Raw genomic sequence first — 16,601 nt, 5'->3', positions numbered from 1 at the left:
GTAATACCCAAAAGTATTGAATCTTTTATCAAATCAAATTGATTCGCTTCGCCTTTTCTATGGCCTCCAATTTATTATGTACCTGAAGTTTCGTGTAGATATGTTCAATATGCTTGCGCACCGTACTTGGCGAAACATGAAGATTTTCTGCAATTTTCGTATAACTCAAGCCACTGCTCAATTGCTCTAAAACCTCTTCCTCCCTTTTGGTAAGCACCACAGTTTCCTCATTGGGAAAATAATTTGTTACCATAGGATTTCTTAATAGTCTCAATGCCTTAAGCGCTATGGTCGGTGTCATAGCGGCACCTCCTGTCATGGTTTCGTGAATTCCCCGCATCAAACTTTCTGGATCAATTTCTTTCAACAAATAACCGTCTGCACCTGCTTTTATTGCATTAAAAATATGTTCATCATTATCAAAAACGGTTAACATGACAATTTTAATTTGGGGGTGTTTCTTCTTAACGATTTCGGTCGTTTCAATGCCATTCAAAATGGGCATCTCAATATCCATTAGAATCATATCCAATTGATGGTCAATAGCTAACATTTCTAAACATTTAGAACCGCTCTCTGCCTTCCATTTAATACTGATATTTTCAAAAAATGATAACTTATCCTCTATTGCCTTTATAAGAAAGGAATTATCATCTACAAGCGCCAATCTAATCTTTCTCTCCATATCGTGCAGGTATCTTTAAAATTAGGATAGTGCCCTTTCCGTCAGTCGCATTAATTTCCAATTCGCCATCAATCTCCTTGGCCCTCTTCTGCATATTCTTGAGGCCATTGCCCATGAGCACTTTTTCTTTGTCAAATCCAGATCCCGCATCCTCTATTTGTATATGAAAAAAATCATGGGTCCGGTAAATATGAACGGCTATCTTCCGTTGATCGATATCATCATCTTTAGTAAATGCATGTTTTAAAGCGTTGGTCACCGCCTCTTGAATTATTCGGTATATATGAATACCCTCATTTGCGGTAAAGGAATGGGTCTGATCAATGGCAGAGTCGACCACAAACTCAAAATGGACACCTTTTGAAGAGGTATCGGCCTGAGTCATAAACGAATTTATTCTGTAGTGCAAATCTTCGAAACTTATTGCCTCTTTATTCATGGCCCAAATCGTATCCCTCAACTCCTTAATGGTATTCTTTGCAAATTTGCTTAGCTGATCTAATTGAGACTTTACCTGTTGATTTCCATTTTTTAACCCGTAACCCACCGTATCAATTGTAGAAATGATAAACGTCAAATTACTCCCTATACTGTCGTGCAAATCCCTGGAGATATGTAAACGCTGATCCTGTAACCTGTTCTGCGTCTCAATACGCATTAAAGCTGCTTTCAGTTCTGCTTCCTTTAGCAACTGCTTGTTCTTGAGTCGCTGCTGACCGTAAAACAGATACCCGATAAGACCCAACAAAAAAGCAAGTGCCAAAGAGCCAAAAATGATGTTGTTCTTTCGTTTTATTTCCAACTCCCTTTTGGTCAATTGTTCGCGTTGCTCCAATAGCTCTTTTTCTTTTTTGGCCGACTCATATTTGGTTTCCATCTCGGCCAATGCCTTGGCATTCGTTTCCGAGAACAAAGAATCTTGCAAAACAACATACCTATCCAAGGATGCTCTTGCCATTTCGTTTTGATCGAGCATGAACAGCGTTTCAGCCCGGTTCAAATGGATATCTATGGCATACGTTTCAAGATTCGGATTTTCGTTTAAAATTCGTAGACCTTCTTCGATATAGTGCAAGGCTTTTTGGGGTTCGTTCATTTTATTGTACAGCGCAACCACATTATTATTGGTGCTCAATTCATCTCTAATATTGGAATGATTTGTTTTCCCGGCATTCAAAGCGGTAAGATAAGCTTCCAACGATTTTGGGAACTCTCCTTTCAATTGCAGCACATTACCAAGAGTGTCGTGCAACCTATAGAAATCCAAATAATTTCCAGAAGACTGCGCCAACTGAATCCCCTTATTCAGAACCTCGATCGCTTCATCTAACCTCCCTAGGCTTTTAAGACAAATCCCAATATTGTTCAATGAGGCTACTTGCTCTTTGGACATCCCATATTTTTCTCTTATTGCCAGTGCTTTTCGGTGGTATTTGAGAGCATCCTCGAACAAATACATTTCCAGATAGATCAAGCCGATATTGTTCAACGGATTGGCCGTTGCTTTTTCATTCCCCAAATCTTCATTCATTTTTAAGGAATCAAAAAAATAGGCCAAGGCTTCTTTGTAATTGGTTCTGTTCCAATGGAACATTCCCAAATTATTCAAGCATTTTGCTTCTATAAACGGAATTTTCTTTTCCCGACTTAGTTTTAGAGCTTTTGAAAAATAATAGTTCGCAGAATCTGATTTACCAATAACATCCATATAAATTCCATGGGTATTGGTCATTTGTGCAATCCCAAAAGAAAAATCATGATCCAAGGCAATTTGTTTACCCTCTTCAATTATTTTCTTTGCTTTTGATACATCTTTGAAAATAAATTCGAATGCAATTTTATTATAGGCCTCTATTTGGAGGGAGTCATTTTCCATTGCTCTAGTCGCACTTAACAAACTGTCCAGTTCAGACTTTTGAGCATAGATTTGTAGGCTACAAAAAGTAAAAACAAAATACAACCACGATATTTGCCTCATAAAACCATATGTTTAAGACAAGTATACATCAATTGGAATTAATCATAGGAAAAACCTCATCTAAATTATAAGTAGTGAAATCGTATCGATCCATACACATAAGCCGCTTCATCATTTTGTCTTTTAGCTCAACCATTTCCTCCAAATAAGATTGAGCCATTTCATTTTTCTCCATAAGAAAATTACGTTTCCAATTTACGAAAACCGAAATGGAGCCAATGGTGATCACCATTGTAATTCCAAGTATGAGTAGGGGTAGGTGCATCCACAAAATTTTATTATGAAAAAAAAGCCGAAGACCTTGAACGTCTCCGGCGATGTAAACTTGAACAAAAGAACGAGACCAAAAACTATTTCAATGCCTTGTTGAATTCATTTAAATGATATTCCAAGAATTTTTTACCTGCTGCCGTGACGCCTTCTATATATTTTTGAGGGTCCACATCTATTATAGTAGTTTTTGAAGATATTTTATTTTCAGCTCTATATGTCTTTCCAAAATAATTGGAGGTTCCTATAACATCTACAGCTCCTTGTGCATAACTTTGAATTTTCTTTTCATCCAACACTCCCCCGATGGTAAAATCCTTTTTTAAGGTACCGGTATACGTAGACTCTGCACTACCGCCTATCTTATATTTACCGGCTGCAAAATAAATACTGTTAATACCCGTCGCATACTCCACTTTCTTTTTAAACACGAAGCCCTTATCGCTTTTTGCGGAAACCGCTTCATTCGCTACCAAACTTAATTGAGTCTTGATTTTGATGTTCGCCGCATTCCCTTGAAAAGCATACAGATCTTTCATAAAGAACACATACAAATCAACATCTACAACAATTGCGTCGTCAAGATCTCTGGAAAGATTTTGCGGTGTTTTATCCAATGCCGCAAATTTATCCCCAAAAAACTTGCCTACTTTAGACTCTTCCTTGTAATAAAAGGAATAGCCTTCTGGGTAGGCGATAATCATACCCGGCATGGCCGAAATTTCAACCTTGGGGCCCGCATCCTTTGCCCAACCACTGTACGTTTCAGTTTTTCCGGCCGCCTCAGAAGATATAATTTCATACCCTTTACTATTAAGGTCGGCAACAAAGTCTTGATAAAGATTATTCGCAATGGTCTGGAAATCGGCTTCCGTAAGATCGCCCAACCCAACCATCAATTCTGCCGTGGCATCACCTCTTACTCCTTTGTCCCTAAACAAGGCACCTCCCTTTTTCGTCTTTTCCTTTTCATTGAACAATTGATAGTTTATGGAAAAATTAGAGATGTAAATCCGTTTATTGCTCGCTTTTAATTTCCCTAAACCAAAGGTCGCGTCTTTTGGCTTGAAATCTCCCAGTTGCTGTGCCTGAGCGCTAAAACCGATAAAGAGGAGAATACCCCAGATTAATTTAGAATTGATTTTCATTTTAGATTAAGTTTTATGATGGGCACAAAACTGACTAAAAAGAGTGCACAAGAAAATAGGGCAATTGCCGTATTTTATGAAAAATCAATAAAGGGTAATTTCTTCTGAAGCTCTTTAATTCTATTCTTCAGATTTTTTAAAAATAATTGATGCTTTTCCGAATCAGGAATAAATGGTCTGTGGGCCATACCCTGTCGAATACTCTTCACTTCCTGCATGGTTTCAAGGGAAGCTTCTGAAATAAAGACCTTTGAGAATTTTTCCCAGATATAATCCACGGCAAGCTCGTTTGGGTGCACCATATCTTTCTCGTAAAAGCGATAATCGCGCAGCTCATCCATCAGAATTTCGTACGAAGGGAAATATGCAAGTTCTTTCGACTGCGCTCGAGATGACAAAACGGAATGTATCGCAGTGATTAAATGCGCCTTGCTCCGTTGGTTTTCCACAAAACCATCTTTGATATGGCGAACGGGCGAAATCGTAAAGATAATTTGTGCATTGGGATTCACTTTTTGAATCAAGGCCATCACATTTTGAAGACTTAACTCAATTTCGGCTGGACTCAATAATTTTTTAGCGAAATCCTTTTGCGGAACCTTATGGCAATTTGCTACAATCGCATTCCTTTCCTTATGCTCATAGACCCATGAGGTGCCCAAAGTGATTATGATATGGGAAGACTCCTTTAGAGCCTTGGCGGTATGGAAAATAGCATCGTTCAAACCCTTTAACAATTCCTCTTTGAAGCCAGAACTTAATTCTGAATGCGCATCAAAGCAGCGCCAAATACCATCTCGTTCAAAAATCTCATCTTGCTGATACGCTTTTCCTTCAATGGTTCTTTGCACTAAATTTTCAATGGCCAAGGGATGAAATAAGATACCAAAGGGATTTTGGAACGTTTGAAATTTATAATACTCCAGTTTCTTTCCAATATTTTCCGAAAAACAAGACCCAAGCAAAAGTATTCTACTGGAATAATCTATTTGACCTGAAGCAGGTTCCAAAGAAATTTGGGTCTGGAGTTTCATCATTTTATTAAAGCAATCTTTTCATTTATAATTCGACTAATTTCTTTTGCCCTGTCAACAATCATGAAATGACCGCCTCCTTTTATAATTTCCACTTCTCCACTAGGAGGTATCAATCTATCGCTTGTTCCGTGAATTTTAATAACATTATCAATAGACGAATCATTTTTCCAATTAAGTAATTCATTTATCGCCCATTTTGCAAAAACCAAATCAGTATCTTCTAAGATATCCTTCAGCAGTTTAGTTTTTCTAGTTCCAAATAGATAATATAAAATCCAGTATGGGGGCTTAAAAAATTTTGTTGGAATTATCTGGGTTAATTTTGTTTTACCAAGAAATCTCAAAAAGGGACTTAATTCGTGTTTCGTTGCAACCGAAGAAATTAAAATCGTTAATTCCGGTTTTAAGAATCTGTTGATTTCCACAGCAACCAATCCTCCAAAGCTTACTCCTATTAAACAAAATTTTTCAGTTGTATCAATTATTTGGGACAACCTTTTTGCATATTCCGAAATAGATTCCTTTTTAAAAGGATCTATCCAATCTATTGGATAGAACTCCGAATCAAGGTCCAAGTATTCAAATACCCTTTTATCCGCTCCTAACCCACTTATTCCGTAAATTTTCAATCTATTAGTTTGGGTTAGCTATTATTGGTAAAATTAGGGTAATTGTTAATTTAAATATTCCTTGGCCTTTTCCAAAGCTTCCGGGATTCCTGCTGGATTTTTACCCCCGGCAGTAGCAAAAAAGGGCTGCCCTCCTCCTCCGCCTTGTATAAATTTGCCTAGCTCCCTAACTATGGAACCTGCGTTCAAATCCTTTGAGGCAACCAATTCTTTGGAAATATAACAGGATAGCAGGGCCTTTCCATCCTGCTCCGTGGCAAAAAGTAAAAAGAGGTCGGTTTGATTTTGACCCATTTCAAAGCTCAAATCCTTGATACCAGCGGCATCCAGATCGAGTTTTTTCACTAGAAATCGGACACCATTTTTCTCCTGCAATTCATTTTGCAAATCGCCTTTGAGATTTTTGGCCTTATCCTTCAAAAGCGCCGCTACCTGTTTCTTTAACTCAGCATTCTCTTCTTGTAGTTGACTCACCGCCTTAATGGTATCCTGTGGATTTCCCAATAACCCGACAATCTCATTTAAGGACTTATCGTTCTCGGCATACAAATCTTTCACGGCATCATTGGTAATTGCCTCTATCCTTCGAATTCCTGAGGCAACAGCCCCTTCCGACTTTATTTTAAAATGCCATAAATCCGATGTATTGTTGACATGTGTACCCCCGCACAATTCAATGGACTTTCCAAAACGAATGGTTCTTACGGTATCCCCATATTTTTCACCAAAGAGAGCCATAGCCCCATTTTCCAAGGCTTCGCTTACAGGTACATTGCGATGTTCCTCCAGGGGTAATTGTCCCGAAATCCTAGCATTTACAAAGTCTTCCACGGCTTCCAGTTCCTCTTTGGTCATTTTTGAAAAATGGGAAAAATCGAAACGTAGGTGCTTGGAATGCACCGCAGACCCCTTTTGCTCCACATGGGTTCCCAATACCTCCCTCAGTGCCTGATGCAACAAATGGGTAGCCGTGTGATTGGCCTCGGTTCTTCGACGTTGTTCACTATCCACGACAGCTTTAAAAGTACCCTCTAATTTTTTGGGCAAGTTCTTTGTAAAATGGACTATTTCATTGTTTTCCCTTTTGGTATCGATGATGTAGACCACATCTCCATCAGGAGATTCCAAATAGCCCTTATCGCCTACTTGTCCCCCACCTTCTGCATAGAAAGGTGTCAAATTAAAAACCAGTTGATATTGAACTCCTCGTTTTTTGGATTCGACCTTTCTATACTTTACAATTTTAACATCGGCCTCCAATCGGTCATACCCCACAAACTCCTGTTCTAAATCGGAATGTAAAATCTCCCAATCCCCCTTGGAAGTTTCCGAAGCCGTTTTGGAACGATTCTTTTGTTCCTGCATGGCAACATTAAAACCTGCTTCGTCCAATGAAAATCCTTTTTCATTCAAGATCAACGCTGTAAGGTCTATTGGAAATCCATAGGTATCATAAAGTTCAAAAGCCTTTCTTCCATCCACAATATCCCCTTTTGTTTTTTCAATGATGGAATCCAGGAGGACCAATCCTTGGTCCAAGGTTTTCAAAAAGCTGTGTTCCTCTTCCTTGATGACATTTTCAATAAGTTGCTTTTGCTCCCTAAGCTCTGGAAAGGCCTCTCCCATATTTTGGGTAAGCACATTTACCAAACGGTACATAAAAGGCTCTTTGGTCTCTAAAAAGGTAAACCCGTACCGAACCGCACGGCGTAATATTCTTCTGATGACATATCCAGCTCCGGTATTGCTCGGCAATTGTCCGTCTGCAATGGAAAAGGCCACCGCACGTATGTGATCTGCAATGACGCGAATGGCAATATCCGCCTCTTCTGTTTTCCCATATTTTGCATCGGTAATGATTTCAATTTCCCTGATCAAAGGTGTAAATACATCCGTATCATAATTGGATTTTACACCTTGCAAAGCCATACAGAGACGCTCGAAACCCATTCCCGTGTCCACATGCTTGGCCGGTAGGCTTTCCAAGGAACCGTCTGCCTTTCGATTGTACTGCATAAATACCAAGTTCCAGATTTCAACCACCAACGGATGATCCTGGTTTACCAAACTTGCGCCTGAAACCTTTGATTTCTCCTCATCGGAACGCAAATCCACATGGATTTCGGAACAGGGTCCACAAGGTCCTTGATCGCCCATTTCCCAAAAATTGTCCTTTTTGTTACCCATGATAATTCGGTCCGCAGGAACAATTTTGTTCCATATGGCATAGGCCTCGTTATCCTTTTCCAACATATCCGCATCCTCACTTCCCTCAAAAACGGAAACGTACAAACTGTCCTTTTCTATTTTGAAAACCTGGGTCAACAATTCCCATGCCCAGGTAATGGCCTCTTCCTTAAAATAATCCCCAAAACTCCAGTTACCCAGCATCTCGAACATTGTATGATGATAGGTATCTTTCCCAACCTCTTCCAAATCGTTATGTTTTCCACTTACACGAAGACACTTTTGCGTGTCAACCACCCTAGTATTTTTGGGTTCGTTAATACCTAGGAAAAACTCCTTGAACTGGTTCATTCCCGCATTGGTAAAAAGCAAGGTTGGGTCATCTTTTATGACCATAGGTGCAGAGGGTACAATTTTGTGTTTTTTACCTTCAAAAAATGCTAAGAACTGCTTTCGTATTTCCTTGGAATTCATCTAAAATGCTAAGCTTTTACAAATTTTAACTGTTTGTAGAAAACAATTTTTATATTTGTTTGTTATGTTAAAAATAAACTACAAAAATAGGATAAAATCCCTTCATGTCTAAAGTAAAGTACTATTACGATCCGGATACGCTTTCCTATAGGAAAATTGAACCAGAAAAATCCAAACGATTTAGAAACATTGGTTTTTTCTTTTTAGGTTCTCTCCTCTTTGGACTGCTTGGATTGATTTTACTTTTGAATACAAATATCATAAATACCCCACGCGAACTTTCCCTACAGCGGGAAGTAAAAAATTACGAACTACAATTTGAGCTTCTTAATAAAAAAATGGAGCAGATTGAAGATGTTTTGGCCAATATAGAGGATCGGGACAACAATATTTATCGCTTATATTTTGAAGCCAATCCCATACCCGAAGAACAACGACGTGCCGGTTTTGGAGGTATTAATCGATATAAATCCTTGGAAGGTTTCAACAATTCCGAAATGGTGATTGCCACTACCCAGCGATTGGACATTATTAAAAAACAAATGGCCATCCAATCCAAATCCTTGGACGAGATTACCAAGTTGGCAGAGGAAAAGGAAAAGCTTTTAATGTCCATTCCAGCCATTCAACCTATAAGCAACGAAGACCTTACCCGCATGGCATCCGGTTACGGATGGCGTTCCGATCCTTTTACCAAGGCTAGAAAAATGCACTACGGAATGGATTTTACCGCCCCCAAGGGCACGCCCGTTTATGCCTCCGGAGACGGAAAAGTAACTAGGGCGGACAATAATTCATCCGGATACGGAAAGCACATCCGTATTGATCATGGATATGGCTATTTAAGTCTATATGGACATTTGAGCCAGTATAATGTAAAAAAGGGACAGAAAGTAAAAAGAGGTGACCTTATTGGTTTCGTGGGTAGTACGGGGCGATCTGAAGCGCCACATTTGCATTACGAGGTATGGAAGGATGATGATCGCATCAATCCTATTAATTTCTATTATGGCAGTTTATCTCCAGAGGAATTTGAAAATATGTTGAAATACGCCAACCAAGAAAACCAATCCCTGGATTAATGCAAGTAGAACTTCCTGAAAAAAGATATTATGGAATTGGGGAAGTGGCCCGTGCTTTTGGGGTAAACACTTCCCTTATTCGGTTTTGGGAAAAGGAATTCGATGTATTGCAACCCAAGAAAAACGCAAAGGGAAATAGGAAATTTACTCCCCAGGACATTAAAAATCTGCAATTGATCTACCATTTGGTCAAGGAAAGGGGATTTACCCTGGACGGTGCCAAAACTCACTTGAAAGAAGAAAAACAAAAGACCTTGTCCAACTTTGAAATTATCCAAAAACTGGAACGCGTTAAGGCAGAGCTTATCAAAATAAAAGAACAGCTATAAAAAGCGTAACAAAACTTTTCTTTGGTATACTAACTATATAACCACCATAAACACTAAAACTATTGACAATGAAAAAAGGAATAATTGCTTTAATAGTACTGGGCGTTCTCGCCTTTGGAATTTATCAATGGGCAGTCAGTTTTAACAATACCGCCATTGCCCTAAAGGAAACTTCCACAAAAACGTGGGCGAATGTAGAAAGCGCCTACCAAAGAAGAAACGACCTTATTGGAAATTTGGTAAAAACCGTACAGGGTGCGGCAGACTTTGAACGCGGAACGTTAACCGATGTTATTGAGGCAAGGGCAAAAGCTACCTCGGTTAATATCGACCCAACAAATATTACTCCGGAACAATTGGCGAATTTCAACCAGGCCCAAAGTGGACTAAGCAGTGCCTTAAGCCGATTGTTAGTTACCGTAGAGCGGTATCCAGATTTAAAAGCAAATCAAAACTTTTTGGAACTACAGTCCCAATTGGAAGGAACGGAAAATAGGATCAATGTAGCGAGGGACCGTTTTAATGCTACTGTTGAACCCTATAACCTGCATATAAAAAAGTTTCCAAACTCCATTTTGGCAGGAATTTTCAATTTTGATGAATTGGCCTATTTTAAATCCGAAGCGGGTTCAGAGCAAGCTCCCGATGTAAATTTCGAATTTGACTGATAACCCAATGTCCAAAGTAGAGGATTTTTTGACCCAGACCGAAGAACAAGAAATTGTCGAGGCCATTCTGGAAGCAGAAAGAAATACTTCTGGGGAAATCCGTGTACACATTGAAGCCCATACAAGGTCTGACCATTATGAACGTGCCAAGGAAGTTTTCCATTTATTGAAGATGGACAATACCAAGGACGGGAATGGGGTTTTGATCTATGTTGCAGTAAACGACAAGAAATTTGTAATTTGCGGGGATAAGGGAATCAATAAGGTAGTTCCCAATGGTTTTTGGGATTCTACCCGAAATAGTATTGAGGCCCATTTTAAAGAAGGAAAATTTAAGGAAGGCCTAATTGCCGGAATTTTAGAAGCTGGAAAGGAATTACAGGACCATTTTCCTTGGCAACCTGATGATACAAACGAACTTAGCAATGAGATATCTAAAGGCTAGCCTTAGTTTTTTATTGTTTTTTAGTTTTCTTCATGTTTGGAGTCAGTTTGAGATACCTCCTAAACCTGATTTAGAAACAAGCGTTTACGATTACATAAATCTGCTACCTACGGGACAAAAAAGTTCTCTTGAACAAAAATTAATCCGATATTCAGATAGTACCTCTACCCAAATTGTAATGGCTATCATTGCCAGTACCGAGGGCGAAAACATTAACTATTTGGGTGCACAATGGGGTCAAAAATGGGGTATTGGTCAAAGTGGAAAGGACAACGGAATTTTGGTCATACTAGCCCGTGACGACCGAAAGATTGCCATCAATAACGGCTACGGCGTAGAAGGTTCCTTAACGGACGCTATGTCTCGCAGAATCATTCAAAATATTATCATTCCAGAGTTTAAAAAAGGTGATTACTACCAAGGCCTTAATCTGGGAGCGGATGCCATATTCGATGTTCTTACCGGCGAATTCAAGGAAGATAGGAGTTTTAATGAAAGTAAGGGGCCACCTTTCTCCACCTTTTTACCCTTTATTATTTTCCTTGTGATTCTATTCATCTTATGGAACCGTAAAGGAGGAAACAATGGTCGTGGAGGTAGAAGGCGTGGGCTTAGTCCGTGGGATGTTATCATCCTAAGCAATATGGGTAGAAGCGGCTCTTCCGGCGGAGGTTTTGGCGGTGGAAGCTTCGGAGGCGGAGGCTTTGGCGGCGGATTCGGAGGCGGCGGATTCGGAGGCGGAGGTGCTTCGGGAGGTTGGTAAAAAACTGAATTCCAAAGCAACCATAATCCTCAAATTACATCTTTCCTTCAAATTCCAATTATGAAAAAGTACTTTTTACTGCTTTTGGCCACAGGTCTATCTCTTAGTTGTGAAGAAAATAAAATTGATTGTAGCCTTGTTCTTTGTGAAGGCCCGCCAGTCTTTCTTTTTGAGGTTTTGGAGAATGGCGAAAATGTAATCGAAAATGACACCTATCCCATAGAAACTATTAGTATTGTTGGTACCGACTCTAATACTTTTATTCTCGAAATCCAAACTTGGCAAACCGGCGATGGTGAAAAAACGGGTGTAGTGGTCGATAATCAAAATTGGGAACCTAAATTATATGATATCGATTTGAACCTGGCATCGGATGTGAGTATCCCAATTCAAATAAATATGGGCCTTGGCGAAGCGGAAGGTTGTTGCGGGGGGATTCCAAGGGTAAGTGCCGTTTTTATTAATGGTGAAATTCAATCACCAAATAACCGCACTTTTTTCACCGTGGAAATAGACTGACACATTTAAAATTTAATCACCTCCATTGTCTAGTATAAATGAATCCTTATTAAGGTACTATTTTAGAACAATGGACCGGTCTACAATTATTTTTAGCCATTAGCTTTACGTTATAGCCTCATAAATTGTGGCCCTTTTTTCTCTGGTGGACCACTTCCCCCAAAAGAATCGAACTTGAGAGTAAAACTTGCCATAAAATATCTTCTGAGTACCGTTCCCTGATAATCCTGAATGAAATCCTGACCTGTGGTTCTTCGGGTGTTTATGTTTTGATTTAGAATATCATACCCCAATAATTTAACTGTGCCTTTATTTTTCATTATTTGTAGGCCCAGGCTCATATTCCAGAACACGGCATCCTTGTCAAATCCAGGGCCTACGTTCCCATTATAGGAGTACGTGATATCGTTGCCCCAAATGAGGTTTTTTGGCCAGTAGGTCGTTATTTTAAGGGCTAAGCGCTGCGTAATATAATTTATATCCTGCAGTCGGTCAAGGTTGTATTTGGTACTGTTAAACCCGTAGGTATATTCAGGTTCCAATTCCAGTTTTTCCTTGTAATTGAACGTTAAACCAATTCTTGGTGAGACCGTGAATTGATTAGCCTCCAGCTGGCTTCCGTTTGTAAAGCCGATATTTTTTTGGCGGTTTATATAAGGCCTTAGATTAATCTTCAAGGTATAAAGACTATCCTTTTTTATTTGTTTGGAATAGTTTATAGCCCCATAATGATTGTAAGCTCCATTAACATTGGCAAAGGTTGTGGTTCTTATTAAGTTTTCGTCCGTATCGGTAACGTTTACAATTTGATCCTGTATAAAGTTAAGGCCTGCATAGATGAAGAACCCCTCCCTATCCTTCCAGTTGAAATTATTGAAATTGAAGTAAATATTGTGATTTACCGTTGGAGAGAGATCTGGTTTACCAACTATTACATTTAAGGGATTTGTTACGTTTGGGACCGGCTGAATCTGATTAATGGATGGTATATTTAAATCTGAATCATAGGAAAGCCATAGACGGGTATTTTGTCCAAAAGTGTAACTAAGATTGGAATTGAACAACAATTTATTATAGTCCCTGGAAAAGGAAATGTCCTGTAAAAAGTCCCTATTTTTCAAATCTATCAAATTATACTCCGCACTTAATCTAAAACGAAGCTTTTTACCGTCAAGACGAAAAGCCATAGATGGGGTATGCTGACCATTAGTAAATTCAAAATCAGAACTTAACGTTTCATTGAATATGTCATAACGCCCTGTTATATCATCTAATCCATATACATATCTTTCATTCTTTTGGGTTCTATTTTCATAGTTATAATCCAAATCCAGAAAAACCTCCTTACCAATGGGTTGACGATACCTTACTCCTATTTCATACTGGTCGCTCAAGTTCTTAATGGTAGTTTCCTGATCTAGAATATTTTGGTCTGGGCTTACTCCAAAAAATTCACTTACGGATCTGAGGTTAGAAGTAGAGTTCCCCGCCCTATTATTATTTCTAAAGTTCAATCTAAAGTAACGTCCAAGCGTATCTAGCTTCTTCATGATTTCCATTTCGTTGGAAAAATTTCTTTGAAACCCATCACTGGTCTCTTCGGTAACATTAGTATTTATCAACTCCCCATCCTCATTGGTATTCAAGGTGTTTGAAAAATCCATGGAGTTAGTTCTACTTACATTCATTGTGGGTTGCGCCGTAATGCGAAGTGTTTCACTTAAATCGAACTCCAGATTAGCCGCGCCTTGATTGGAATTAGTACGGCCCGTAAAACTCGATTGTATGTCGGTAAAAAAACGATTGTCCGGTAAGAGATTCTCCCTAAAGGTTTTCTCTTTATTATAGGAGTCGCTATAGGAAAAGAAATAGTTACCATCCACCTCATATTCCTTTTCCTTTTTATTGGCATAACTGGCCCCCAATGTAGAAGATGTTATTATTCCTTGTCCAAATCCAAATGCCAGGTCACCGATAGAAAAAGCCCCATTGTTGTTGAAGCTCACTCCGCCCCTTCTTCCTGTGTTACCGACCATTTCATAAATTTCATCAAAGGAGAATCCAGAATTGTTAATATTATTACTACTGGCTAAAAAGCTTATTCTTTTCGTTTTATTGAAATAGTTCAAAAGGCCGTTGGCCTGATATCTTTCATCCTGGCCATATCCTCCTGACAATCTTCCCATATAGCCATCGGTCTTATCCTCCTTAAGTGTCAAATTGATTGTCTTGGTATTACCATCACCAGAATCTCCTGTGAACTCCTGTTCCTTGGTTTTGGAATCCAAAATCTGGATTTTACTTATGACTTCCTTTGGAAGGCTTTTGGTTGCAACCTTTGGGTCATTGCTAAAAAAGACCTGTCCATTAACCAAAACTTTATCAACCTCCTTCCCATTAACCGTAATTCTGCCATCACTATCAATTTCAACCCCCGGAAGCTTCTTTAAGACCTCTTCTACCGTTGCATCAGGCCTGGTCTTAAAAGAGTCCGCATTGAATTCCAGTGTATCTTTTTTAATCTGAATAGGGATTCTTTCCCCAACAACATTTACTCCTTTAAGTTCCTGTGCTTGTTCTTCCATTTTGACCAAGCCCAAATTCATAATAGGTTTTATATCAATCTTCCTAAGCAAGGTCTTGTATCCGTTAAAGGAAAAGAAAACATTCAATTGTCTATAAGCAGTATTACCCTCCAATTCAAAAGTCCCATCACTTTTGGAAATGGAATATGTAACCAAGGAACTGTCCCGAGGTACCTCTGCATATACCGTAGCCGCCTCCAATGGGGTGTCATCCAATACATCTACTATCTTACCGGTAATTTTAAACTCTTGAGCCTGTGAGATTGAAAAAAAAGAAATGCTAATGAGAATAGTTAAAATAACTTTCTTCATGCTATTGGTTAGTTTTTTGATTGATGAATTAATCTTTCCGAAGATACTCAATCAACTAAAACCTTAGTTAAGATTAACATAAGTTTATCATCCCTTTTGGCGACCAACCTAACCTATATATAATAAAGGGAATTGTTATTTCTTCCTCATAAAAACCTTAATAGGAACTCCCGTAAAATCAAATTCTTCCCTGATCTTATTTTCGAGATATCTTTTATAAGGATCCCTGACATACTGGGGCAGGTTGCAGAAAAAGGCAAATTGGGGATAGGGTGTAGGCAGTTGGGTACAAAACTTGATTTTCACGTATTTGCCTTTGTAAGCAGGAGGCGGGTAATTTTCGATTAAAGGAAGCATGACATCGTTAAACTCACGGGTTTTAATTTTCTTGCTTCTATTCTGATACACCTCCACGGCCGTTTCAATGGCTTTGAATATGCGTTGTTTGGTTAGTACGGATATAAAGAGAATGGGCACATCGGTAAAAGGTTCAATGGCCTTCTTTATTTTTTGAGTGTATTGTTTTATGGTATTGGTCTCTTTATCCTCTACCAAATCCCATTTGTTCACCAGAATCACAATACCCTTATTGTTTCTGGCCGCCAACCAAAAAATATTTTCAACCTGACCATCAAATCCGCGGGTAGCATCTAACAATAACAAGCAGACATCACAATTTTCAATGGCCCTTACGGAGCGCATTACTGAATAAAACTCCAAGTCCTCTTTAACCTTGGATTTCCTTCGAATTCCTGCCGTATCAACCAAATTAAATTCGAATCCGAATCGGTTATAGGTTGTATCGATACTATCCCGTGTAGTGCCAGCGATATCGGTAACAATATACCGCTCCTCACCTATCAATGCATTTATGAAGGAGGATTTACCGGCATTGGGCCTTCCGACTACGGCAAATCTGGGAAGTTCGCTTTCCTCCTTTTCGCCTTCCGGTAATTTCTCTACCAGAGCATCCAACAGTTCACCGGTACCACTACCATTTATACTTGACAAAGTATAATAATCACCCAAGCCAAGTGAGTAGAATTCAACCGCATCTTCTTCCCTCATGGAATTATCCACCTTGTTTACAGCCAAAAAAACCGGTTTATTGACACGCCTAAGAAGTTTGGCGACATCTTCATCCATACCCGTTACACCAGTTTCCACATCCACCATAAAAATAATGGCATCCGCTTCTTCTATGGCAAGTTCTACCTGCTTATCTATCTCTTGTTCAAAGATATCATCACTGCCCAAAACATATCCTCCGGTATCTATGAGCGAGAATTCCTTCCCGTTCCAATCGCTTTTCCCATAGTGGCGGTCACGCGTTACCCCACTCGAAGCGTCTACAATTGCCTCCCTTCGTTGAATCAACCGATTGAAAAAAGTTGATTTACCAACATTTGGCCTTCCCACAATAGCAACGATAGCACCCATAGCTTTAATTTGGCGCAAAGGTAGTAATTAAAGTATTCAGAAAAATGATA

General features: G+C 39.1%; 15 protein-coding genes. 6 read left to right on the top strand and 9 right to left on the bottom strand.

The window, feature by feature from the left end:
- Positions 1-28 precede the first annotated feature (28 nt).
- The 7 genes from CJ263_RS12575 to alaS all read right to left on the bottom strand — a co-directional run bounded on the left by CJ263_RS12575 (position 29) and on the right by alaS (position 8,408).
- A complete protein-coding gene (locus CJ263_RS12575; RefSeq protein WP_094997597.1) occupies positions 29-685 on the bottom strand; it encodes a response regulator in 657 nt (218 codons plus the stop codon).
- The gene (locus tag CJ263_RS12570) at positions 669-2,663 is read right to left on the bottom strand and encodes a tetratricopeptide repeat-containing sensor histidine kinase (RefSeq protein WP_094997596.1); all 1,995 of its coding nucleotides are present in this window, start codon (positions 2,661-2,663) and stop codon (positions 669-671) included. The genes CJ263_RS12575 and CJ263_RS12570 overlap by 17 nt, the downstream gene beginning before the upstream one ends.
- 28 nt (positions 2,664-2,691) lie before the next feature.
- A complete protein-coding gene (locus CJ263_RS12565) occupies positions 2,692-2,928 on the bottom strand; it encodes a hypothetical protein (RefSeq protein ID WP_094997595.1) in 237 nt (78 codons plus the stop codon).
- Positions 2,929-3,013: 85 nt separating this feature from the next.
- Positions 3,014-4,081, bottom strand: a complete 1,068-nt coding sequence (locus tag CJ263_RS12560; protein ID WP_094997594.1) for a hypothetical protein — start codon at positions 4,079-4,081, stop codon at positions 3,014-3,016.
- A gap of 74 nt (positions 4,082-4,155) precedes the next feature.
- Entirely contained in the window at positions 4,156-5,118 is a 963-nt protein-coding gene (locus tag CJ263_RS12555) for a GSCFA domain-containing protein (RefSeq protein WP_308423261.1), read from the bottom strand.
- The gene (locus tag CJ263_RS12550) at positions 5,115-5,747 is read right to left on the bottom strand and encodes an alpha/beta fold hydrolase (RefSeq protein ID WP_094997593.1); all 633 of its coding nucleotides are present in this window, start codon (positions 5,745-5,747) and stop codon (positions 5,115-5,117) included. The genes CJ263_RS12555 and CJ263_RS12550 overlap by 4 nt, the downstream gene beginning before the upstream one ends.
- Before the next feature lie 45 nt (positions 5,748-5,792).
- On the bottom strand, positions 5,793-8,408 hold the full coding sequence (alaS, locus tag CJ263_RS12545; protein WP_094997592.1) for an alanine--tRNA ligase: 2,616 nt from the start codon (positions 8,406-8,408) through the stop codon (positions 5,793-5,795).
- 104 nt (positions 8,409-8,512) lie between these two features.
- Here alaS and CJ263_RS12540 point away from each other — a divergent pair, with 104 nt between their 5' ends.
- The 6 genes from CJ263_RS12540 (at position 8,513) to CJ263_RS12515 (ending at position 12,214) form a co-directional block, all read left to right on the top strand.
- On the top strand, positions 8,513-9,490 hold the full coding sequence (locus tag CJ263_RS12540; RefSeq protein ID WP_094997591.1) for a M23 family metallopeptidase: 978 nt from the start codon (positions 8,513-8,515) through the stop codon (positions 9,488-9,490).
- Entirely contained in the window at positions 9,490-9,819 is a 330-nt protein-coding gene (locus tag CJ263_RS12535; protein WP_094997590.1) for a MerR family transcriptional regulator, read from the top strand. Before CJ263_RS12540 ends, CJ263_RS12535 begins: the two co-directional genes overlap by 1 nt.
- A gap of 68 nt (positions 9,820-9,887) precedes the next feature.
- Positions 9,888-10,487, top strand: coding sequence for a LemA family protein (locus CJ263_RS12530; protein WP_094997589.1), 600 nt, complete (start codon positions 9,888-9,890; stop codon positions 10,485-10,487).
- A 7-nt stretch (positions 10,488-10,494) separates the two neighbouring features.
- Positions 10,495-10,932, top strand: coding sequence for a TPM domain-containing protein (locus tag CJ263_RS12525; RefSeq protein WP_094997588.1), 438 nt, complete (start codon positions 10,495-10,497; stop codon positions 10,930-10,932).
- On the top strand, positions 10,913-11,695 hold the full coding sequence (locus CJ263_RS12520; RefSeq protein WP_094997587.1) for a TPM domain-containing protein: 783 nt from the start codon (positions 10,913-10,915) through the stop codon (positions 11,693-11,695). Before CJ263_RS12525 ends, CJ263_RS12520 begins: the two co-directional genes overlap by 20 nt.
- A 60-nt stretch (positions 11,696-11,755) precedes the next feature.
- Positions 11,756-12,214, top strand: a complete 459-nt coding sequence (locus CJ263_RS12515; protein WP_094997586.1) for a hypothetical protein — start codon at positions 11,756-11,758, stop codon at positions 12,212-12,214.
- A 110-nt stretch (positions 12,215-12,324) separates the two neighbouring features.
- On the opposite strand, the gene CJ263_RS12510 is transcribed toward CJ263_RS12515, so the two are convergent.
- Together CJ263_RS12510 and der are read right to left on the bottom strand one after the other, a co-directional pair.
- Complete coding sequence (locus CJ263_RS12510; protein ID WP_094999236.1) at positions 12,325-15,111, bottom strand: outer membrane beta-barrel protein; 2,787 nt, start codon at positions 15,109-15,111, stop codon at positions 12,325-12,327.
- Positions 15,112-15,246: 135 nt separating this feature from the next.
- Complete coding sequence (der, locus tag CJ263_RS12505; RefSeq protein WP_094997585.1) at positions 15,247-16,551, bottom strand: ribosome biogenesis GTPase Der; 1,305 nt, start codon at positions 16,549-16,551, stop codon at positions 15,247-15,249.
- Between the last annotated feature and the right edge of the window lie 50 nt (positions 16,552-16,601).

The organism is Maribacter cobaltidurans, assembly GCF_002269385.1.
GTDB classification, from domain to species: domain Bacteria; phylum Bacteroidota; class Bacteroidia; order Flavobacteriales; family Flavobacteriaceae; genus Maribacter; species Maribacter cobaltidurans.
The sequence above is the reverse complement of the archived record's forward strand: the minus strand, read 5'-3'. Positions and strand labels throughout refer to the sequence as shown.

Bases quoted from the DNA above. Each gene is read 5' to 3' on its own strand.
- CJ263_RS12575 (WP_094997597.1), bottom strand. From the start codon at position 685: ATGGAGAGAAAGATTAGATTGGCGCTTGTAGATGATAATTCCTTTCTT.
- CJ263_RS12570 (WP_094997596.1), bottom strand. From the start codon at position 2,663: ATGAGGCAAATATCGTGGTTGTATTTTGTTTTTACTTTTTGTAGCCTA.
- CJ263_RS12565 (WP_094997595.1), bottom strand. From the start codon at position 2,928: ATGCACCTACCCCTACTCATACTTGGAATTACAATGGTGATCACCATT.
- CJ263_RS12560 (WP_094997594.1), bottom strand. From the start codon at position 4,081: ATGAAAATCAATTCTAAATTAATCTGGGGTATTCTCCTCTTTATCGGT.
- CJ263_RS12555 (WP_308423261.1), bottom strand. From the start codon at position 5,118: ATGATGAAACTCCAGACCCAAATTTCTTTGGAACCTGCTTCAGGTCAA.
- alaS (WP_094997592.1), bottom strand. From the start codon at position 8,408: ATGAATTCCAAGGAAATACGAAAGCAGTTCTTAGCATTTTTTGAAGGT.
- CJ263_RS12540 (WP_094997591.1), top strand. From the start codon at position 8,513: ATGTCTAAAGTAAAGTACTATTACGATCCGGATACGCTTTCCTATAGG.
- CJ263_RS12535 (WP_094997590.1), top strand. From the start codon at position 9,490: ATGCAAGTAGAACTTCCTGAAAAAAGATATTATGGAATTGGGGAAGTG.
- CJ263_RS12530 (WP_094997589.1), top strand. From the start codon at position 9,888: ATGAAAAAAGGAATAATTGCTTTAATAGTACTGGGCGTTCTCGCCTTT.
- CJ263_RS12525 (WP_094997588.1), top strand. From the start codon at position 10,495: ATGTCCAAAGTAGAGGATTTTTTGACCCAGACCGAAGAACAAGAAATT.
- CJ263_RS12520 (WP_094997587.1), top strand. From the start codon at position 10,913: ATGAGATATCTAAAGGCTAGCCTTAGTTTTTTATTGTTTTTTAGTTTT.
- CJ263_RS12515 (WP_094997586.1), top strand. From the start codon at position 11,756: ATGAAAAAGTACTTTTTACTGCTTTTGGCCACAGGTCTATCTCTTAGT.
- CJ263_RS12510 (WP_094999236.1), bottom strand. From the start codon at position 15,111: ATGAAGAAAGTTATTTTAACTATTCTCATTAGCATTTCTTTTTTTTCA.
- der (WP_094997585.1), bottom strand. From the start codon at position 16,551: ATGGGTGCTATCGTTGCTATTGTGGGAAGGCCAAATGTTGGTAAATCA.